Source organism: Luteimonas soli, from assembly GCF_042648865.1.
GTDB lineage: Bacteria > Pseudomonadota > Gammaproteobacteria > Xanthomonadales > Xanthomonadaceae > Luteimonas > Luteimonas soli.
The window spans coordinates 458,795-479,375 of sequence record NZ_JBHRYA010000007.1; the positions used below are offsets into that span (position 1 = coordinate 458,795).

Below are 20,581 nucleotides of genomic sequence, written 5' to 3' on the forward strand. Positions count from 1 at the left end.
AATCCCGAATCCCGAATCCCGAATCCCGGCCCTACTTCACCTTGATCGCCAGCGCCGGCAGCCCGCCGTTGGCGAGCTTGGACTTGGCCGAGGCCAGTTCGGTGGCCGTGCCGTAGGGCCCCAGGCGCACGCGGTAGACGGTCTTGCCCTTGATCGCGGCCGACTCGACGCGCGCGTTCAGGCCGAGCAGGGCGATCCGCGCCTTGACCGCCTCGGCGTCGCCGGAGGCGCCGAAGGCGCCGGCCTGGAGGATGTAGCGGGCCTGGTTGTCCTGGCTGGTCGCGACCGGCGCCGGTGTTGGCGCCGTCGGCGCTTCGGCGACCGGTTCCGGCGAAGTGGCGCTGGCCGCGGCAGCTGCTGCGGCGGCCTGTTCGGCCTGCTGCTTGCGCGTGGCCTCGGCGCGGGCGCTGGCGGCGAGTTCGGCGTCGGACATCGCCACTTCCTGGCCCGGCAGCACGGTGTAGAAGTCGTACTGCCGCTCGTCGGTCGCATCCTTGTCGCCGGCCTTCGGCGCGTCGGCGATCGGCGCCGGCAGGTCGGCGTCGTCGGCGTCGCTGCTCGAGCGCGCGGGCTGCGCGTCCGGGTTCGGGCGCGGCAGGATGAAGCCGTCGTTGCCGTCGGACTTGAGCAGCCGCGGCGCCACCAGCACCGCCAGCAGCGCGATCACGATGCCCAGGATCAGCCAGGCCCAGCCCGGCAGGCCGCCGGTGTTGCCCGAGTTGCGTCTTGCCTGCGATTTGCCACGTCGTGCAGCCACTTACATCTTCTCCGGAGCTTGGACACCAACCAGGTCCAGGCCGTTGGCCAGCACCTGGCGCACCGCCAGGGCCAGCGCCAGGCGCGCGTCGCGCGTGCCGGCGTCTTCGACCAGGAACTGGTGGTCGTTGTAGTACGTCTGGAACGCCTGCGCCAGTTCGAGCAGGTACGTCGTCACCTGGTGCGGCTCGAGTTGCTCGCCGGCGGCTTCCACCACGTCCGGCCAGCGCGCCAGGTCCGTGAGCAGGTCGCGGCCGGCGGAGTCGCCCATGTCGAGCGGCTGCGCCAGGCCGTTGTCCAGGTCGAACGCCAGCCCGCGCTCGTCCACCTGCCGCAGCAGGCCGCAGATGCGCGCGTGCGAGAGCTGCACGTAGTAGACCGGGTTGTCGAGCGACTGCGAGCGGGCAAGGTCGATGTCGAACACCAGCTGCGAATCGGGCCGCCGCGCGACCAGGAACCAGCGCGTCGCATCGCGTCCGGCCTCGTCGACCAGGTCGCGCAGGGTCAGGTAGCTGCCGGCGCGCTTGGACAGCTTCACTTCCTCGCCGCCGCGCATCACCGTGACCATCTGGTGCAGCACGTATTCGGGGTAACCGGCGGGGATGCCGGCATCGAGCGCCTGCAGCCCGGCCTTCACCCGCGCCAGCGAGCCGTGGTGGTCGGCGCCCAGTTCGGTGATCGCGCGCTCGTAGCCGCGCTGCCACTTGCTCATGTGATAGGCGACGTCCGGCACGAAATACGTGTAGGTGCCGTCGGACTTGCGCATCACGCGGTCCTTGTCGTCGCCGAAATCGGTGGTGCGCAGCCACAGCGCGCCGCCTTCCTCGTAGGTGTGGCCGTGGGCGACGAGCTCGCGCACGGTTTCCTCGACCTTGTCGTCGGCGTACAGCGACGACTCGAGGAAATACACGTCGAAGGCCACGCCGAACGCGGCCAGGTCGCCGTTCTGTTCGTTGCGCAGCCAGGCCACGGCGAAGCGGCGGATCGCGTCGAGGTCGTCCGCGTCGCCGTTGCCGGTCACCACCTGGCCCTCGACCTCGACGCTGGCGCCGTCGAGGAACGCACGCGCCACGTCGGCGATGTAGTCGCCGCGGTAGCCGTCCTCGGGCCAGCCGGCGTCGTCGGGCGTCAGGCCCCTGGCGCGCGCCTGCACCGAGCGGGCGAGGTTCTCGATCTGCACGCCGGCGTCGTTGTAGTAGAACTCGCGGCGCACCTGCCAGCCGTTGGCGTCGAGCACGCGCGCGATGCAGTCGCCGATCACCGCCGCGCGGCCGTGGCCGACGTGCAGCGGGCCGGTGGGATTGGCCGAGACGTATTCGACGCCGGCCATGCGGCCGCTGCCGCTGTCGTTGCGCCCGTAGGCCGCGCCCTGTGCATGCACTTCGCGCAGCTGGCGCTGCCACGCCACGGGTGCGAGGCGGAAATTCAGGAACCCGGGGCCGGCGATCTCGACCGCTGCGATGTCCTCGCTGGGCGGCAGCGCGTCGACCAGCGCCTGCGCCAGCGCGCGCGGATTCGATTTCGCCGGCCGGGCGAGCAGCATCGCGGCGTTGGTGGAGAAGTCGCCGTGGCCACGGTCCTTCGGCCGCTCGACGACGAAGTCGGGCGTGGCGAGGTCGGCGGGCAGGGTTCCGGCGGCGCGGAGGGCATCGATGCCCTGTGCGATCAGGGCGCGGAGCTGGGATTTCACGGTGACGTGGTGTCGCGGTTCAACGGCCCCGCATTGTACGTGAGCGCGATGAAGGCACGCGTCGCGGGCGCCGGGGCAAGGGGTGGCACATCCTTGTGCCGCACGTCCGTGTGCTTTCGTCCGTGAGCCAAAAAGGTTGCCGTGCGCGGGCTTCAGGCCAGGCCGCCCGCGCCCGCCCGCTCAGACCCAGCCGCGCGCGGCCAGCGAGACCGGCGCGCCGTCGCCGATCACGAAGTGGTCCAGCAGGCGCACGTCCACCAGCGCCAGCGATTGCTTGAGCCGGGCGGTGACGGCGCGGTCGGCGGCGCTGGGTTCGGCGCTGCCGCTGGGATGGTTGTGGCCGACGATCAGCGCCGCGGCGTTGTGCGCCAGCGCCCTGCGCACGACTTCGCGCGGGTGCACCTCGGCGCCGTCGACGGTGCCGCGGAACAGTTCCTCGAAGGCCAGCGCGCGGTGGCGGGTGTCGAGGAACAGCGCGGCGAAGATCTCGCTGGGGTGGCCGCGCAGGCGCTGGGCGAAGTAGCGGCCGGCGGCGGACGGGTCGGTCAGCGCCTCGCCGCGCTCCAGTCCGGCGGCCAGGTAGCGGTTGCACAGTTCCAGCGCCGCCGATAGCTGGCAGGCGCGTGCAGGGCCGAGCCCGGGCAGTTTCGCCAGTTCCGGCGGGCTGTGCTCCAGCAGCCGGCGCAGCGGGCCGTGTTCGGCCAACAGCTGGCGGGCGGTGGCCACCGCGTCCAGGCCACGCAGGCCGGAACCGAGGAAGATCGCCAGCAGCTCGGCGTCGGACAGCACCGTGGCGCCGCGCTTGAGCAGTTTTTCGCGGGGACGTTCGCCGGCGGGCCAGTCGCGGATGTGCATGGGAGGGCTCCAGGGGAGGGGTTCGCCGGCGACGGCAACGGATGCACCGCATCAGGGAAAGATGCCTCCGCCGCTGCCGCCGGCGATGGATGTATTGCAGCGCGGCGCGCGGCCCGGCGCAGTCGGGCGGCGACACCCGTTCGGGTAAGCTGTTGCCCCGATCGCGCGTAGGGTTTTCCTGACATGGCCGAGGCCGGCGACAAACTCCGGGGGCGCAAGATCCTGCTGTGCGTGTGCGGCGGGATCGCCGCCTACAAGGCGGCCGAACTGGTGCGGCGGCTGCGCGATGCCGGCGCCACGGTGCAGGTGGCGATGACCGAAGGCGCGCTGCATTTCGTCGGCACCGCCACCTTCCAGGCCGTGTCCGGACTGCCGGTGCGCACCAGCCTGTGGGACGCCGCCGCCGAGGCCGCGATGGGCCACATCGAACTCGCCCGCTGGGCCGACCGCATCGTGGTCGCACCGGCCACCGCCGACACCCTGGCCAGGCTCGCGCACGGCTTCGCCGACGACCTGGTCACCACCCTGTGCCTGGCCACCACCGCGCCGATCACGGTCGCCCCGGCGATGAACCACCGCATGTGGCTGCACCCGGCCACCCAGGCCAACATCGCCACCCTGCGCGAGCGCGGGGTGCAGGTGGTCGGCCCCGATGACGGTCCGCTGGCCGAGGGCGAGTCCGGTCCCGGTCGCCTGCGCGAGCCCGGGGCGATCGTGGCCGAACTGGCCGCGGCGATGCCGTGATGGCCGGAGGCGATCTCGCCGGCCTGCGCATCGTGGTCAGCGCCGGGCCCACGTACGAAGACATCGATCCGGTCCGCTTCATCGGCAACCGCAGCAGCGGCAAGACGGGTTTCGCCATTGCCGCGTCCGCCGCGAAGCGCGGCGCGGACGTGGTGCTTGTCGCGGGGCCGGTTTCGCTGGCCACGCCCGATGGCGCGCGGCGCATCGACGTGCGCTCGGCCGCGCAGATGCACGACGCGGTCCTGTCGCAGCTGCCGGCCGACGCCTACGTCGCCGCAGCCGCCGTGGCCGACTTCACCCCGCGTACGGTTGCCGCCGGCAAGATCAAGAAGCGTGACGGCGAAGACGGGCTCACGCTCGAACTGGTGCGCACGCGCGACATCCTCGCCGACGTCGCCGGCCATGCGCGGCGGCCGCGGCTGGTGGTCGGCTTCGCCGCCGAAACCGGCGACGTGGAAGCCAACGCGCGCGCCAAGCTGGCGAAGAAGAAGCTCGACCTGATCGCCGCCAACCGCGTCGGTGTCGAAGGCAGCGGCTTCGAGAGCGACGACAACGCGCTGGTCGTGTACTGGAACGACGGCCAGCGCGCGCTGGGGCCCGCGCCGAAGACCGAACTGGCCGACCAACTGCTCGACCTGGTCGCCGAACGCCTGTAGGTCGGGGCTACGCCCCCGACGGCTTCGATGCGGCGCGTGGTTTCGGAGGTCGAGGATCAAAGCTTCGGATCTTCGCCATTGATTCCGGGTTCCGAACGCATGCACAGCGGCACCGGAAAGCCGTCGGGGGCGTAGCCCCGACCCACGGCCGCCACCCCGGCCCGGCCGCTTGCGTTACCCTCGCACGCTGCGCCGGCCGGCGGCTGTTCCGGGACGTTCGATGCACCACACCCTGCAACTGAAGATCCTCGACCCGCGCATGGGCAGCGAGTGGCCGCTGCCGGCCTACGCCACGCAGGCCAGCGCCGGGCTGGACCTGCGCGCCGCGCTGGATTCGACGCTCGTGCTGGAGCCCGGCGACGCTGCGCTGGTGCCGTCGGGGCTTGCGATCCACATCGACGACCCGACGCTGTGCGCGCTGGTGCTGCCGCGCTCGGGGCTTGGCCACAAGCACGGCATCGTGCTCGGCAACGGCACCGGCCTGATCGACGCCGACTACCAGGGGCCGCTGATGATCAGCGTCTTCAACCGCGGCCGCGAGGCCTACACGATCGAACCGGGCGACCGGATCGCGCAGCTTGTTGTGACGCCGATCGTGCGGGCGACGCTGCAAGTAGTGGATACTTTCACCCAGAGCGCGCGCGGGGCGGGTGGCTTCGGCCACACCGGCGTGCGTTGAACTTGTGGCAGTCGGGGGGCAGGCCATGAACACTGAACAAGAACCGGGCAAGGCGCGCGTTGCGCTGGCGCACGCGCGGCCGTACCTGCCGGTCGTGGCAGCCATCCTCGCGCTGCTGGCGCTGTGGCTAGGCTGGAGCGGCTGGCAGCAGATGCAGGACGACAGCCGGCGCGCGACCCTGGAGCAGGGCCGCGACATGGCCGCGCAGTCCACGCAGCGCGTGCTCAAGGGCGACCTGGACAAGCTCGTCGAACGCCTGGCGTCGGATGACGTGCAGGCAGCGCTGGCCGCCGGCGACCTGGCGGCGGCCGGCACCGCGCTGGGCGAAGGCTGGAACGGCGTGCAGGAGTCGTCGGTGTTTCCGCCCGACCTGCAGCACGCATACGAAGGCTTGCCGAAGACCGGCTTCGGGCGCATCGCCGTGCTCGAGGCGGCGGTGACGGAAGACAAGCCGGTGCTGTGGGCGATCCGCGCCGACGGCAAGCCGGCAATCGCGCTGGCCGCCCCGGCCAGGGCCGGCGACACGGTGGCCGGGATCGCACTGGTGCGCCTGCCGCTGGCGCGCGCCACGCTGGGGCTGCAGAACGCCACCCTGCCCGACGACAGCTACCTGGCGCTGCGCCAGGGCAGCTTCACCCTGTTCGAGCGCGGCGACGCCTCGCTGTCGCAGGGCGCCGAGCGCCGTGCGGTGCCGATCATGGGCACCGGCCTGCGCGTCGCCGCCGCGGTTCCCGCGCCGGTGATCAGCCCGTTCGGACTCGGCGTGCTCGGTTCGTTCATCGCCGCGCTGGTGCTGTTGCTGCTGGGCTACATCCTGTGGCGCCTGCCGAGCCGGATCGGCGACCTGCACGTGGCCGACGACGGCACCGCGCCGACGCTGTCGCAGGTGCTGGTCGACGGCCCGCCGCCGGAGGAAGACGCGGGCAAGGCCCAGGTGGCGGTGCGCGACGCGCCCAAGCCCGCGCCGGTACGCATCGACCGCGGCATCTTCCGCGCCTACGACATCCGCGGCGTGGTCGGGCAGACGCTCGACACCGGCGTGGCGGAGCTGATCGGGCAGTCGATCGGTTCACTGATGCAGGAGAAGGGCCTGGAGGACATCGTCGTCGGCCGCGATGGCCGGCTGTCCGGGCCGGACCTGGTCGAAGGCCTCTCGCGCGGCCTGCGCAAGGCCGGCCGCAACGTCATCGACATCGGGATGGTGCCGACGCCAGTGGTGTACTTCGGCGCCTTCCACCTCAAGACCGGCTGCTGCATTTCGGTCACCGGCAGCCACAACCCGCCCGACTACAACGGCTTCAAGATCGTGGTCGGCGGCGAGACACTGCACGGCGACGCCATCACCGACCTGCACTCGCGCGTTGCCGAGAACCGCATGCACGAGTCGCTGTCGCCGGGTGGCCACAGCGAACGCGACATCTCCGAGGACTACGTGCAGCGCATCGCAGAGGACGTGCAGATCGCGCGGCCGCTCAAGGTCGTCGTCGATGCCGGCAACGGCGTGGCCGGCGACATTGGCCCGCGCGTGCTCGAGGCGATCGGCGCGGAAGTCATCCCCCTGTTCTGCGAGATCGACGGCAACTTCCCCAACCACCATCCCGACCCGAGCGAGCCGCACAACCTCAAGGACCTGATCGACACGGTCGCGCGCTTCGAGGCCGACCTGGGCATCGCGTTCGACGGCGACGGCGACCGCCTCGGCGTGGTCACGCGCGACGGCCAGAACATCTTCGCCGACCGCCTGCTGATGCTGTTCGCCGCCGACGTGCTCGAACGCAACCCGGGCGCGGTGATCCTGTTCGACGTCAAGTGCACCGGGCGCCTGCCGGGACACATCCTGCGCCACGGCGGCAGCCCGCTGATGTGGAAGACCGGGCACTCGCTGGTCAAGGCCAAGATGCGCGAGACCGAAGCCGAGCTTGCCGGCGAGATGAGCGGCCACTTCTTCTTCGGCGAGCGCTGGTACGGCTTCGACGACGGCATCTATGCCGCCGCGCGGCTGCTGGAAATCCTCGCCACCGAACAGCAGACGCCCAGCGAAGTACTCAACGCGCTGCCCAACGGCGTGTCGACGCCGGAAATCAAGGTCGACGCGCCCGACGGCGACCCGCATACGTTCGTCGAACGCTTCGTCGCCCGGTCGCACTTCGACGGCGCGCGACTGTCGACCATCGATGGCCTGCGCGTGGACTGGCCCGACGGCTGGGGCCTGGTGCGCGCGTCCAACACCACGCCGGTGCTGGTGCTGCGCTTCGACGGTGATTCCGAGGAGGCGCTCGCGCGCATCCAGCAGGCGTTCCGTGAGCAGCTGCTGGCGCTGGATCCGGAGCTGTCGCTGCCGTTCTGATCGCCTTGGCTCTGGCTCCCTCCCCTGCGAAGGCAGGGGGTGAGGAGGCGCGCTTGCGAGCCATTGGCTCGCGCGCCGACAAACGCACGCCAGCTGTGCTGGCGGGCCGGACGGGTTGGGGAGGGGTGTCTTTCGGATCAACCCGAACCGTGGGCACCCCCTCCCAGCCTCCCCCTGCCGCCGCAGGGGGAGGAGCAAGAGCCGCGGCTACTTGTGCGCCGGAATGAACTCCTCCTCCACCGCTTTCGCCAGCAGGTCCGGCGGCAGCAGCCCCTGGTCGAGCAGGAAGTTGTTGAACGCCAGGCGGTCGAACTTCGGCCCCAGCGCCAGCTCGGTATCCATGCGCAGCTGCAGGATCCGGCTGTAGCCGTAGAAATAGCTGCCGGCCTGCCCCGGCGCGTTGAACATGTAGCGGTCCAGTTCCTGCTTGGCCATCGCCGGCGACACGCCGACTTCCTCTTCCAGCACCCGGCGCGCGCTTTCGCGGTCGATCAGGCCCAGGTTGAGCATCGGGTCGAGCACCGCGCGCGCGCCGCGCAGCAGGCGCAGCTGCAGGGCGATCATCTGCCCGTCGATCGGTTCGTACGGCAGCATCTGCGCCTCGGCGTACAGCGCCCAGCCTTCGACGTTGACCGAGTTGAACGCGAACAGCGTGCGCGCCAGCGAGATGCCGCGCTCGACCATGGCGGTGAACTGCAGCTCGTGGCCGGGACGGCCTTCGTGCGCCGACAGCGTCCACGCCGCGGATTCGAAGTTGAAGTCGTCGTACTGCAGCGACGAACCGTCCGGGTTGGGCACAGACACCGGCAGCACGAACTGGCCCTGCTGTCCGGTGTTGCCCACCAGCGGTGCCGGCAGGAAGTGCGGCGCGGGCGAGGCCGCCGATTCGGCTTCGGTGCCCAGGCGCATCACCATCGGCCGGTTCGGCACGTCGACGATGCCCTGCTTGCGGATGATCGGGTCGATCGCGTCGATCACCGTGCGGTAGCGCGCCTCGAGCTGGTCGTTGGGGATCGTGTCCTGCTTCAGCGCGCGGATCACGGCGATGTAGTCGCCCTCGTCGATGCCCTCCAGTCCCTTCGCCTTCGCCACCAGCGGCGCGAGCTGCGTCATCGCCGCGCGCGTCTCCATGAACTCGACCTGGGCGCGGTCGATCAGCAACTGCGGGTCGATGTCGATGCCGAACTGCTTGAGTTGGAACGCATACAGCTCCGGCGGCAGCGTCGCGTCGGTGCGCGCCTCTGGCAGCACCGTGGCGCGCGCCCAGGCTTCGTAATCCTCCAGCTGCTTCGCCAGCGCGTCGAGCGCCGGCTGGGCGCCTTCGATGTCGTACTTGGCGAACAGCTTGCCGATGCCGGCGATGTAGGTGTCGACGTTGCCCAGCGCCTGTTCGACCTCCAGCTTCGTCGGCCGCAGCAGGGCCTTGTCGCCGGCGCGCTCCTCGTAGCGCTCGCGCGCCAGCCGGGTGATCGGCGTGGTGCCCGGCGCCATGCCGACGTAGGCCTCGAGCCGGTCGAGTGCCTTTGCGCGGCGCTCCGGCGGCGTCTGGTCGGACAGCAGGCCCTGCAGGCCGGAGAACACCAGCTGCGGCGCGTCGGTCCACGGCAGCATCAGGCGCTCGCGCAGCGCGCTGCCCTCGATGGCCTCGTCGGCGGCCTTGATCATGATCTGCAGGTCCTGGCGCACGTTGGGGTCGCGCTCGGCCTGCAGCTTCTGTTCCAGCGTCGCCTTCGCATCGGCCATCGCCGCGCGGAAGCGCTTGCCGTTGCCGGGCCCCAGGTCGGACACCTTGTCGTCGTAGCCGGGGATGCCGAAGAACGAGAAGCCTTCGGGCTGGAACTTCGCCTGCGCCGCGATCAGCACCTGCGCGTCGGCGTTGCTCTTCTCCACCCACGCCGGGCTGGCGGGCGTCGCCGATGCGGTCGGTGTCGCGGGGGCCTGCGCGAGCGCGGCGGGCGTGGCGAGTGCGAGGACGATGGCGAGCACGAGCGGTTTCATGGCGAAGTCCGTTGTGGTGATGTCCGCGTGACCCTACGCCGCGGGCCGCGGGTGGGCAATCGGCCGCAAGTCACGTCGGCAGTCCCGGTCGGCGCGGGTTAGCATGGCCTGCGACGGCGCGCGGCGGTCGCGGGCGCGTCACTTTCGACAAGGGACGGGGCTGCATGCATTCGATGATTGTTGGCAAGGGCGCGCGAGCGCTGGTGCTGGCCTGCGGGCTGGCGGCGGGGCTGGCGGGCACGGCATTCGCGCAGGCGCCGGCGGTGACGGGGGATGACTACGCGCGCGCGGAGAAATTCCTGCCGCACAACACCGCGCCGCTGGTGGACCACGTGCCGGCGATGCTGGCTTGGATCGACGACGGCCAGTTCACCTACCGCGACCACGACGCCGGCGGCGACCGATTCCTGCGCGTGGGCGCGGCCCACGGCGGCGTGGTGCCCGCCTTCGACCATGTCAAGCTCGCCCGAGCGCTGGGCGATGCCGCCGGCAAGCCGGTGAAGGCGGAGAACCTGCCGATCAAGCGCTGGTCGATCGAAGACGATGGCCGCATCGCGCTGTCCGCGTTCGGCAAGGACTGGCGCTGCGACTTGTCCGGCGGCGGCGAGTGCATGGAGAAGACCGGCGAGCCGGGTGTGGCGTCGCCCGACGGCAAGCTCGAAGCCTTCATCCGCGACTGGAACCTGTGGGTGCGCGACCTTTCCACCGGCAGCGAGACGCAGCTGACCACCGACGGCGCGACCGACTACGGTTACGCCACCGACAACGCCGGCTGGAAGCACACCGACAAGGCGATCCTGGTGTGGTCGCCTGATTCGACGAAGATCGCCACGTTCCAGCAGGACCAGCGCAGGACCAGCGAGATGGTGCTGGTGCACACCAACGTCGGCGCGCCCAAGGTCGAGCGCTGGAAGTATCCGTTCGTCGGCGACGAGCACGTCACCATGATCGAGCGCGTGGTCATCGACGTGCCGTCGCGCAAGGTCGTGCGCCTGGACATGCCACCCGACCAGCACCGTTCGACCCTGTGCGACGACGTCAGCTGCAGCGGCGGCTGGGAGGACGTGCAGTGGGCGCCGGACGGCCGCACGCTGGCCTTCGCCTCGACTTCGCGCAACCACCGCGAGAGCTGGCTGCGCATCGCCGACGTCGATACCGGCGCGGTGCGCACGGTGTTCGACGAGAAGGTGAAGACCTGGTTCGAGAGCGGGAACGGCGCGGTCAACTGGCGCTACCTGCCGCGTTCGAACGAGATCCTGTGGTTCAGCGAACGCGACAACTGGGGCAACCTGTACCTGTACGACGCAACCAGCGGCAGGCTCAAGCACGCCGTGACCACCGGCGAAGGCAACGTCACCGAAGTGCTGCGCGTGGATCCCGACACGCGCACGGTGTGGTTCCGCGGCGTCGGCATGGAAGGCGGGCGCAACCCGTATTACCAGCACTTCTACAAGGTCTCGCTCGACGGCGGCGAACCGGTGCTGCTCACGCCCGAGGACGCCGACCACAAGGTGAAGCTGTCGCCCGGCGGCACGTACTTCGTCGACACGTATTCCACCACTGACACCGCGCCTGTAACGCTGCTGCGCAATGCCGTTGATGGCGCGCTGGTGCGCGAAGTCGCGCGCGGCGACATCTCGCGGCTGCGCGCGGCCGGCTGGGTGGCGCCGGAGCCGTTCACGGTCAAGGCGCGCGACGGCAAGACGGATCTCTACGGGCTGATGTTCAAGCCGACCAACTTCGATCCGTCGAAGCAGTACCCGATCATCAACTACGTCTACCCCGGCCCGCAGGTCGGCTCGGTGCGCAGCCGCAGTTTCCTCGCCTCGCACGGCGACAACCAGGCGCTGGCGGAGCTGGGCTTCATCGTCGTCGCCATCGACGGCATGGGCACGCCCTGGCGCTCGAAGGCCTTCCACGACGCCTACTTCGGCGACATCGGCGACAACACGCTGCCCGACCAGGTCACGGGGATGAAGCAGCTGGCCGAACGCCACCCCTGGATCGACCTCGATCGCGCCGGCATCTGGGGCCACTCCGGCGGCGGCAACGCCACCGCGGGCGCGATGTTCCGTTACCCGGATTTCTTCAAGGTCGGCATCGCCGAGAGCGGCAACCACGACAACCGCAGCTACGAGGACGACTGGGCCGAGAAGTGGCAGGGCCTGCCGGTGATCGCCAAGGACGGGTCGAGCAACTACGACGACCAAGCCAACCAGAACCACGCCGACAAGCTCAAGGGTCACCTGCTGCTGATCCACGGCCTGATGGACGACAACGTCCCGCCGCAGAACACTTTGCTGGTAGTGCAGGCGCTGATCGAGGCCAACAAGGACTTCGACCTGCTGCTGCTGCCCGAGGCGCGCCACGGTTACGGCAGCGGCGAAGTGGGCATGTACGTTACGCGCAAGCGTTGGGATTATTTCGTGCGGCACCTGCTGGGGGCGGAGCCGCCGACGGGGTACGAGATCGAGCCGGCCAAACAGTAGCTAGCCCCCGGAGATCGCATGAAAGCCTGGTTCGCCTTGCTGTTCGGTGTTGTCGCCACTCCTGTCTTCGCACAGCAGCCAGCTGCTGTTCTTCCCCCCGTTCCCGACCCCGCTGAGACATATCTCATATACCTGCATGGCCGGATCGTCGAGGATCTCGGGCCCCGCCCGACTGACCCGCGTTTCGGCTTGTATGACTACCCCGCCATCCTCGAAGCACTTGCCAGAAGGGGCGCCACGGTCATTTCTTCGCAGCGCCCCCCGGATACCAACGTAAATGAGTATGCCGGCATCGTGGTTGCCCAGGTCGAAAGCCTGATCCATCGAGGTGTACCACCCGGGAACATCGTGGTCGCGGGCTTCTCCAAGGGCGGAGACATCGCCATCCATGTGTCCAGCTTCCTGCGCCGCTCCGAGGTGCGTTTCGTCCTCCTCGCCGCGTGCTGGCCGCGGCCTGGAGAGCCTCAACTACGCCTGACCGGCCGGGTCCTATCCATCTACGAGACCAGCGATTCCCTTGCCGGCTCCAGTTGCGAGCCCTTGGCGCGGCACCCGGAGAAGCCCCGGTCGTTCAGAGAGATTTCCATCTCCACGGGGCTTTCCCATGGAGCGTTCTACACACCCACCAAAGACTGGGTGGACCCTGTGCTGGATTGGGTCCACGGGGGCGGCTGACAATCCATTCCAGTCGACGACGACCATGCGTCACATGAAAGTCATCACGCTTTCCGGCGTTGCGATCTTTGCCATCTGGTCACTCGCATCCGGCGCCGCCTACCTGGAGTGGGGCCTGCGCGGCGGCCTTCCGCTCGGCAACGTGCTGGCTGCCGCCGGGCTAGCGAGCCTCGCTGGTATCGCGGTTGAGTTCAGCCGGCAGCGCTCCGTGTTACGGAACGCGTCGTGGGTCGCGCTTGGTCTAGCCCTTGCGTGGCTTCCTGTTTCCATTGCGCTGGCGGGGAACCTGATGCTCACGTTCTCAGGTGGCAGGGGCACGCTGTGGGTCGGACTGACCCTCGGCATCGCGGTGGTAGTGCTCGGGTGTGTCGCCGCGACCGTCTTTTCGTGGATCGGGGCCAGACTTCGGCGCGCAGCGGTGCGCCGGCGATTCGTTCAGAGGGGCACCCGATCGGCAGAGTGAGGCGGCGGCCGACGGGAAGCCGGAACCGCGCTCGCGCCGTCATCCCGGGGTGTTAACCTGCGCGCCCTTTTTCTTCGCCAGACCCCCGCATGACCCAGGTCCGCTCGACCCGCCTCACCCCCATGTCCGCCCTGATTTTCAGCTCCCGCTGGCTGCAGCTGCCGCTGTACCTGGGGCTGATCGTCGCGCAGGCGATCTACGTCTGGCAGTTCGGCGTGGAGCTGGTGCACCTGGTCGACCAGGTGTTTCTCGGCGGCCACGCGCCCGAGGGCGGACCCGGCGCCGGGCAGTCGGCCGAGGTGGTGATCATGCTGATCGTGCTCGGCCTGATCGACGTGGTGATGATCTCCAACCTGCTGGTGATGGTGATCGTCGGCGGCTACGAGACCTTCGTGTCAAGGCTCGGGCTGCAGGGCCATCCGGACCAGCCGGAATGGCTGAGCCACGTCAATGCCAGCGTGCTGAAGGTGAAGCTGGCGATGGCGATCATCGGCATCAGCTCGATCCACCTGCTCAAGACCTTCATCGAGATCGGCACACTCGGCACGCCGGGCAGCCGCTTCACCGAGGCCGGGGTGATGTGGCAGACGATCATCCACTGCGTGTTCATCCTCTCGGCGATCGGCATCGCGTGGACGGACAAGCTGATGACGGGGACGTCGAGCAAGCGCGAACAGGTCGCCGCGCACTGACGCGCTCGCGCGGGGCTTGTGGGAGCGGCTTCCGCCGCTCCTACGGAGGGACTCTGCGAGGTACGCGCGCCATCGCCGGGGCTGCGACCGGCCCTCGCGTAGAATGCCGCGATGGATGTTTCCCACCTTCTCGACGGGCTCAACGACGCCCAGCGCGAGGCCATTTCCGCGCCACCCGGGCACTACCTGGTGCTCGCCGGTGCCGGGTCCGGCAAGACCCGCGTGCTCACCCATCGCATCGCCTGGTTGAACGAGGTGTTCGGCGTGCCGGTGCACGGCATCTTCGCGGTGACCTTCACCAACAAAGCCGCCGGCGAAATGCGCCATCGTGCCGACGCGCTGCTGCGCAACGGTTCGCGCGGACTGTGGATCGGCACCTTCCACGGCCTCGCGCACCGACTGCTGCGCCTGCACTGGCAGGACGCGAAGCTGCCCGAAAGCTTCCAGATCCTCGACAGCGACGACCAGCTGCGCCTGGTCAAGCGCGTGGTCAAGCAGCTCGAACTCGACGAGGCGCGCTTCCCGCCGCGGCAGATCGCGTGGTGGATCAACGCGCAGAAGGACGAGGGCCGGCGCCCGCAGCACATCCAGAGCGACCGCGACGAATGGTCGGACGTGATGCTGAAAAGCTACGCGCTGTACCAGGAGCGCTGCGACCGCGCCGGGCTGGTCGACTTCGCCGAGATCCTGCTGCGCGCGCACGAACTGCTGCGCGACACGCCGGCGCTGCTGGCGCACTACCGCCAGCGTTTCGGCCAGCTGCTGGTGGACGAATTCCAGGACACCAACAGCATCCAGTACGGCTTCGTGCGCCTGCTCGCCGGCGACACAGGGCAGGTCTTCGTGGTCGGCGACGACGACCAGGCGATCTACGGCTGGCGCGGCGCGAAGGTCGAGAACGTTTCGAGGTTCCTGCAGGATTTCCCCGGCGCGCAAACCATCCGTCTCGAGCAGAACTACCGCTCCAGCGCCAACATCCTCAATGCCGCAAACGCGGTGATCGCGCACAACCCGGCGCGCATGGGCAAGCAGTTGTGGACCGACAGCGGCGAGGGCGAGCCGGTCGACCTGTACGCGGCCTACAACGAGGTCGACGAGGCGCGCTTCGTGGTCGAACGCATCGGCCAGTGGGTGCGCGACGGCGGCAGCCACGGCGACTGCGCGATCCTGTACCGCAGCAACGCGCAGTCGCGCGCGTTCGAAGAGACGCTGCTGGCCGAACAGATCCCGTACCGCGTCTACGGCGGCGTGCGCTTCTTCGAGCGCGCCGAAATCAAGGACACGCTGGCCTACCTGCGGCTTGTGGCGAACCGCGCTGACGACGCGGCATTCGAGCGCGCGGTCAACACGCCCGCGCGGGGCATCGGCGAGCGCACGCTCGACGAGGTGCGCAAGCGCGCGCGCACCGATGCCGTGTCGCTGTGGGAGGCTTCGATCCGCGTCTCCCGCGGGAACGGGCTGGCGGCCCGCGCGCGCAACGCGCTGGCGGGCTTCCACGCCCTGGTCGACGCGCTCGACGGCGAGGTTGCCGAGCTTCCGCTCAAGGACAAGATCGACCACGTGCTGGTGCGCTCGGGCCTGCGCGAGCACTACGCCAACGAATCGAAGGGCGCGCTGGAATCAAGGGTCGAGAACCTCGACGAACTTGTTTCGGTCGCCTCGCGCTTCGTTCGCGGCGATGAGGACGAGAGTGCAGGCCTCACCGAACTGGTCGCCTTCCTCGCCTACGCCGCGCTGGAAGCCGGCGAAGGCCAGGCCCAGGCCGGCGAGGATGGGGTGCAGCTGATGACGCTGCACAGTGCCAAGGGGCTGGAATTCCCGCTCGTGTTCCTCGCAGGGATGGAAGAAGGCCTGTTCCCCAACGCGCGCTCGGTGGAGGAAAGCGGGCGGCTGGAAGAGGAGCGCCGGCTCGCGTACGTGGGCATCACCCGCGCGCGGCAGAAGCTGGTGCTCAGCTACGCCGAATCGCGGCGCCTGCACGGCCAGGACATGTACGGCATTCCCTCGCGCTTCCTGCGCGAGATTCCCGCGACGCTGCTGCACGAGGTGCGGCCGAAGGTGCAGGTGTCGCGGCCGATGTACGCCAATGCACCGCGGCGCAACCTCGGCCATGCCGTTGTCGACGAGACGCCGGGCATCGGGCTGGGCCAGAACGTGATGCACGCAAAGTTCGGCAGCGGCATCGTCACCGACATCGAAGGCGCCGGTGCGCACGCGCGCGTGCAGGTGAACTTCGAGGAGGTGGGCAGCAAGTGGCTGGTGCTGGCGTACGCGAACCTGCAGCCGGCGTAGTGGCAGCGTCTGCCGGGACCGCCGCCAGAATCCCCGTGGGAGCGGCTTCAGCCGCGAGTTTTTCGTGCAGCGCCTGCCCCCGGGAAAAATCTCGCGGCTGAAGCCGCTCCCACAGCAGCGGATTACGCAGAGGGTTGTTGGCGGTTACTTCGCGTGCCAGTCGCCATCGTCGCCCTTCTCGTACTTCTCCTTCACCGCCGACCACGCGACCTTGTGCGCTGTTTCCTCGCGCGAAGCGTCGCCGCGGCGGTCGTCGGGATCCTTGTACTCGTCCCAGGCGCTGTTGAAGGCTTCCTTGTAGATCTCCTGCGCATGCTTCGGCACGTGGTCGCGCACCGAGTCGGGCAGTTCGCTGATGCGGTCATAGGGCATGGGGCACCTCCATCGTTGCGGCTTGCGCGCAAGGTGCGCCGGCGGCGGTTAACGCCGTGGCAAGCCTCCGTGATGCGGAGTGCCGCGACCCATCCAGCCGCTAGTCGCGGATCTTGATATCCGGTGCCTCGTTCAGCGTTCCGTCGGCTTCCAGCACCACGAAGCGCTTGCCGTCGCGGTGGAACAGCACCGGGATCGGATCGCGGAACATCGGCCGGCGCACGAAGCGCAGCGTCCAGCCGAAGTGTTCCAGCGTCCCGAGTGCATTCAGCTGCGCAGGCGTCAAACCCGCGCGTAGCGCGGCGGTGTCCAGTTCTCCGGATTGGCGTCGTTCGCGACCGTACATCGTCTCGTGTTCCCGGCGTGTCGCGCAGCATCCTTGCACCGACGCCTTGCATGCCGCGTGAACCACGAGGCTTGCGCGCCGGCACGCTTCACCGCGATCTCACCGCTGCCGCCGTAGCGTCGCAGGCCCTGCAGCCGGAAGTGGCCGTGGACACGTTCCCGCAACCCGATGCCCGCGCCGCGCGACGATCGTTGCCGGCGTCGGAGGAGGCCTGACATGGCGCGTCCAGCCCGGGCCGGGACCCCTGTCGTTCGGCCTGCTCGACGTGCCGGTGCCGCTGATGTCGGGCGAGCGCACGCGGACAACGCGCGCATCACCCATCCCGACCGCGTCGTGTTCGAGGGCGCTTCCTGCACGAAGGGCGACGTGGCCGATTACTACCGCAGCGTGGCGAAATGGCTGCTGCCGGAGCTGGGCGGTCGCCCGCTGTCGCTGCTGCGCTGCCCGGACGGAACCAAGGGCGAATGCTTCTTCCAGAAGCACCACGCCGACAGCCTCGGCGACGACGTGCACGCCGTTGCGCTGGCGCAGAAGAGCGGGCGCGAGCAGTACCTGTACGTCGACGACATCGAGGGCGTGATCGACCTGGTGCAGATGAACACGCTGGAGTTCCACCCCTGGGGCGCGCGCGTGGACGATCCCGAACACCCGGACCGGATGGTCTTCGACCTCGATCCCGGTGAAGGCGTGCGCTGGCCGGCGGTGGTCGCCGCCGCGCGCGACGTGCGCGGCAAGCTGAAGCAGGCCGGGCTGCAGTCGTTCGTGCGCCTGACCGGCGGCAAGGGGCTGCACGTGGTGGTGCCGGTCGCGCGCGGTCCGTCGTGGGACCAGGTGCGTACCTTCTGTGGCGCGTTCGCCGGCGCGATGGCCGAACACGCGCCGGAGCGCTACGTGTCGACCATGTCGAAGGCCAAGCGGCCCGGGAAGATCTTCATCGACTGGCTGCGCAACGCGCGCGGCGCCACCAGCGTTGCGTCATGGTCGCTGCGCGCGCGCAAGGGCGCGCCGGTGGCGGTGCCGCTGCGCTGGGAGGACCTGGGCCGGATCAAGCGCGCGGATGCCTTCGACCTGGCGAAGGCGAAGCAGCGTGCGGAGCGCATGCGCAAGGATCCGTGGGAGGGGTTTGACGGGCTCCGGCAGACATTGCCGGTCGCCGCGTAGGCCGAAGGCGCACGCACCTTGCCGTAATCCGTAGGATGGGTAGAGCGCAGCGAAACCCATCGTCACGCAGAACAGTCTGCCGGGATGGCGCCGATGACATTACGGACACCACGATGGGTTTCGCTGCGCTCTACCCATCCTACTTCCTACCACTCGAAGAGCTTGAAGTAGGTCTGCGGCGGATTGTCGCCTTCCTTGTCGGGCAGGCCGTCGCCGTCGCGGTCGTAGAGGTAGTAGGTCGGGCCGCGCGAAGGCTCGACCCGGACCACGCGCAGCTGGCCGGCGACGCGGTATTCGGTGATGACGTCGCCGTTGGCCTCGGTGCGGGTGGTGGGCACCGCGTCGGGCGGGAGGTCGGCGGTGGGGTCCATCGGCTGGCTGGCGCAGGCGGCCAGCAGGCCCGTGGCGATCAGGAGCGTGGCAAGGCGCATGGCGGCGTCCTCGGGGGAGACGCCGGCAGTATGCGCGATGCCACGTGCAGGAGGCATGGTCAGGTGTCGTCGCCGGCCGTCGGTTCCAGCTCCAGGAAGCCGCCCGACTGCCGCTGCCACAGCTGCGCGTAGAGGCCGCCGCGCGCCAGCAGCTGTTCGTGCGTACCCTGCTCGACGATGCGCCCGGCGTCCATCACCACCAGCCGGTCCATCGCGGCGATGGTCGAAAGCCGGTGCGCGATGGCGATCACGGTCTTGCCGCGCATCAGCCGGTACAGGTTTTCCTGGATCACCGACTCGACCTCGGAATCCAGCGCCGAAGTCGCCTCGTCCAACACCAGGATCGGCGCGTTCTTGAGCAGCACGCGGGCGATCGCGATGCGCTGGCGCTGGCCGCCGGACAGCTTCACCCCGCGCTCGCCCACTTGTGCGTCGTAACCGCGGCGGCCGTGCGAATCGACCAGCTCGTCGATGAAGCCCTCTGCATCGGCCTGGCGCGCGGCCTCGCGCATTTCCTCCTCGCTGGCGTCGGGACGCCCGTACAGGATGTTGTCGCGCACCGAGCGGTGCAGCAGCGAGGTGTCCTGGGTGACCACGCCGACCTGCGCGCGCAGCGAATCCTGCTGCACGCCGGCGATGTCGATGCCGTCGACGGTGATCCGCCCGGCCTCGACGTCGTGGAAGCGCAGCAGCAGGTTCGCCAGCGTCGACTTGCCGGCGCCGGAGCGGCCGACCACGCCGATCTTCTCGCCGGCGTGCACGTGCAGGTCCAGGTGCTCGATCACGCCGCTGCCCTTTCCGTAGTGGAAGGCCACGTTCTCGAAGCGGACGTCGCCGCGCACCTGCGGCAGCGGCGGCGCGCCCGGCGCGTCGTCCACCGTCGGCGGCAGCGAGATCGAGTTGATGCCGTCATGCACGGTGCCGATGTTCTCGAACAGCGCCGAAAGCTCCCACATGATCCAGTGCGACAGGCCCAGCAGGCGCAGTGCAAGCGCCAGCGCGACCGCCACCGCGCCGACGCTGGCCGCCTCGTGCAACCACAGCCACAGGCCCAGGGCGGCCACCGCGGCCACCAGCGCCATGTTCAGCGCGTAGAGCGCGCTGTAGGTGCGCGTGGCCAGCCGCATCTGCCGGTACGCGGTGTCCAGGAAGCCGTCCATCGCCTCGCGTGCGTAGGCCTGTTCGCGCTGCGAATGCGAGAACAGCTTGACCGTGGCGATGTTGGTGTAGCTGTCGACGATGCGGCCGGTCATGGTCGAGCGCGCGTCCGCCTGCTCCTGCGACACCTTGCCCATGCGCGGCACGAACCAGCGCATCAGCAGCGCATAGCCCAGCAGCCAGCCGGCGAACGGCAGCATCAGTCGCCAGTCCGCGCTGGCCGCGACCACCACGGTGCCGCCGAAATACACCAGCACGTAGTTGCCGATGTCGACCAGCTTGATCACCGTCTCGCGCACCGCCAGCGAGGTCTGCATCAGCTTGGTGGCGATGCGCCCGGCGAACTCGTCCTGGAAATAGCCCATCGACTGCCGCAGCAGGTAGCGGTGGACCTTCCAGCGGATCCGCATCGGGAAGTTGCCGAGCAGGGTCTGGTGCTGCACCAGCGAGTTGAGCAGCACCAGCAGCGGCAGGCCGGCCAGCACCAGCGCCGCCATCCATGCCAGCCGCGTGCCTTCGATGGCGAGGAAGTCCGCCATGCCGATCGCGTTCATGCGATCCACCAGCGTGCCCACGTAGGCGTACAGCGCCACTTCGGCCAGCGCGGTCAGGCCGGTGGTCGCCGCAAGCAGCGCCAGCCACGGCTCCGCGCCGCGGGTGTAGTGGCGGCAGAACGCGTACAGGCTCGCCGGCGGCTGCGCCGGCGGATCGGCGGGGAAGGGATCGAGCCGGGTTTCGAACCAGCGCAGCATCTGCGGGCCTCGGGCGGGGCCGCGC

General features: G+C 69.5%; 15 protein-coding genes and 2 pseudogenes. 9 read left to right on the forward strand and 8 right to left on the reverse strand.

What is annotated here, in order from left to right:
- Positions 1–31: 31 nt before the first annotated feature.
- The 3 genes from ACFONC_RS09495 to radC form a co-directional block, all read right to left on the reverse strand.
- Entirely contained in the window at positions 32–757 is a 726-nt protein-coding gene (locus ACFONC_RS09495; RefSeq protein WP_386743497.1) for an SPOR domain-containing protein, read from the reverse strand.
- Complete coding sequence (argS, locus tag ACFONC_RS09500) at positions 758–2,446, reverse strand: arginine--tRNA ligase (protein ID WP_386743499.1); 1,689 nt, start codon at positions 2,444–2,446, stop codon at positions 758–760.
- A gap of 180 nt (positions 2,447–2,626) precedes the next feature.
- The gene (radC, locus tag ACFONC_RS09505) at positions 2,627–3,301 is read right to left on the reverse strand and encodes a RadC family protein (protein WP_386743501.1); all 675 of its coding nucleotides are present in this window, start codon (positions 3,299–3,301) and stop codon (positions 2,627–2,629) included.
- A gap of 183 nt (positions 3,302–3,484) precedes the next feature.
- Here radC and coaBC point away from each other — a divergent pair.
- From coaBC to ACFONC_RS09520, 3 genes and pseudogenes are all read left to right on the forward strand, one after another.
- Positions 3,485–4,701 (forward strand): annotated as a pseudogene (coaBC, locus tag ACFONC_RS09510) (bifunctional phosphopantothenoylcysteine decarboxylase/phosphopantothenate--cysteine ligase CoaBC).
- 220 nt (positions 4,702–4,921) lie between these two features.
- Positions 4,922–5,380, forward strand: coding sequence for a dUTP diphosphatase (dut, locus tag ACFONC_RS09515; protein WP_386743503.1), 459 nt, complete (start codon positions 4,922–4,924; stop codon positions 5,378–5,380).
- A 25-nt stretch (positions 5,381–5,405) separates the two neighbouring features.
- On the forward strand, positions 5,406–7,727 hold the full coding sequence (locus tag ACFONC_RS09520; RefSeq protein ID WP_386743505.1) for a phosphomannomutase/phosphoglucomutase: 2,322 nt from the start codon (positions 5,406–5,408) through the stop codon (positions 7,725–7,727).
- Between the two features lie 207 nt (positions 7,728–7,934).
- Here the strand turns inward: ACFONC_RS09520 and ACFONC_RS09525 are convergent, their stop codons facing one another.
- Positions 7,935–9,725 (reverse strand): DUF885 domain-containing protein, encoded by a 1,791-nt coding sequence (locus ACFONC_RS09525; protein ID WP_386743507.1) that lies wholly within the window; start codon positions 9,723–9,725, stop codon positions 7,935–7,937.
- Positions 9,726–9,898: 173 nt separating this feature from the next.
- Here ACFONC_RS09525 and ACFONC_RS09530 point away from each other — a divergent pair, with 173 nt between their 5' ends.
- The 5 genes from ACFONC_RS09530 to uvrD all read left to right on the forward strand — a co-directional run bounded on the left by ACFONC_RS09530 (position 9,899) and on the right by uvrD (position 16,336).
- On the forward strand, positions 9,899–12,214 hold the full coding sequence (locus ACFONC_RS09530; protein WP_386744629.1) for a S9 family peptidase: 2,316 nt from the start codon (positions 9,899–9,901) through the stop codon (positions 12,212–12,214).
- A gap of 18 nt (positions 12,215–12,232) precedes the next feature.
- Complete coding sequence (locus ACFONC_RS09535; RefSeq protein ID WP_386743509.1) at positions 12,233–12,889, forward strand: alpha/beta hydrolase; 657 nt, start codon at positions 12,233–12,235, stop codon at positions 12,887–12,889.
- Positions 12,890–12,923: 34 nt separating this feature from the next.
- Positions 12,924–13,352 carry a hypothetical protein gene (locus ACFONC_RS09540; protein WP_386743511.1) on the forward strand — a complete coding sequence of 143 codons (429 nt, stop codon included), beginning with the start codon at positions 12,924–12,926 and terminating at the stop codon, positions 13,350–13,352.
- Positions 13,353–13,441: 89 nt separating this feature from the next.
- Complete coding sequence (locus tag ACFONC_RS09545) at positions 13,442–14,044, forward strand: TIGR00645 family protein (protein WP_386743513.1); 603 nt, start codon at positions 13,442–13,444, stop codon at positions 14,042–14,044.
- A gap of 111 nt (positions 14,045–14,155) precedes the next feature.
- Positions 14,156–16,336 carry a DNA helicase II gene (gene uvrD / locus ACFONC_RS09550; RefSeq protein ID WP_386743515.1) on the forward strand — a complete coding sequence of 727 codons (2,181 nt, stop codon included), beginning with the start codon at positions 14,156–14,158 and terminating at the stop codon, positions 16,334–16,336.
- Positions 16,337–16,480: 144 nt separating this feature from the next.
- Here uvrD and chaB read toward each other — a convergent pair whose 3' ends face one another.
- Both chaB and ACFONC_RS09560 read right to left on the reverse strand, forming a co-directional pair.
- On the reverse strand, positions 16,481–16,708 hold the full coding sequence (gene chaB / locus ACFONC_RS09555) for a putative cation transport regulator ChaB (RefSeq protein WP_386743517.1): 228 nt from the start codon (positions 16,706–16,708) through the stop codon (positions 16,481–16,483).
- Between the two features lie 100 nt (positions 16,709–16,808).
- Entirely contained in the window at positions 16,809–17,054 is a 246-nt protein-coding gene (locus ACFONC_RS09560) for a hypothetical protein (RefSeq protein WP_386743519.1), read from the reverse strand.
- 279 nt (positions 17,055–17,333) lie between these two features.
- Between ACFONC_RS09560 and ligD the strand changes: the two are divergent.
- Positions 17,334–18,215: pseudogene (gene ligD, locus ACFONC_RS09565) on the forward strand (non-homologous end-joining DNA ligase); the annotation flags it as partial.
- A gap of 146 nt (positions 18,216–18,361) precedes the next feature.
- Here ligD and ACFONC_RS09570 read toward each other — a convergent pair.
- Complete coding sequence (locus ACFONC_RS09570) at positions 18,362–18,703, reverse strand: DUF2782 domain-containing protein (RefSeq protein ID WP_386743521.1); 342 nt, start codon at positions 18,701–18,703, stop codon at positions 18,362–18,364.
- Positions 18,704–18,705: 2 nt separating this feature from the next.
- A complete protein-coding gene (locus ACFONC_RS09575; protein WP_386743523.1) occupies positions 18,706–20,556 on the reverse strand; it encodes an ABC transporter ATP-binding protein in 1,851 nt (616 codons plus the stop codon).
- Positions 20,557–20,581: the final 25 nt, after the last annotated feature.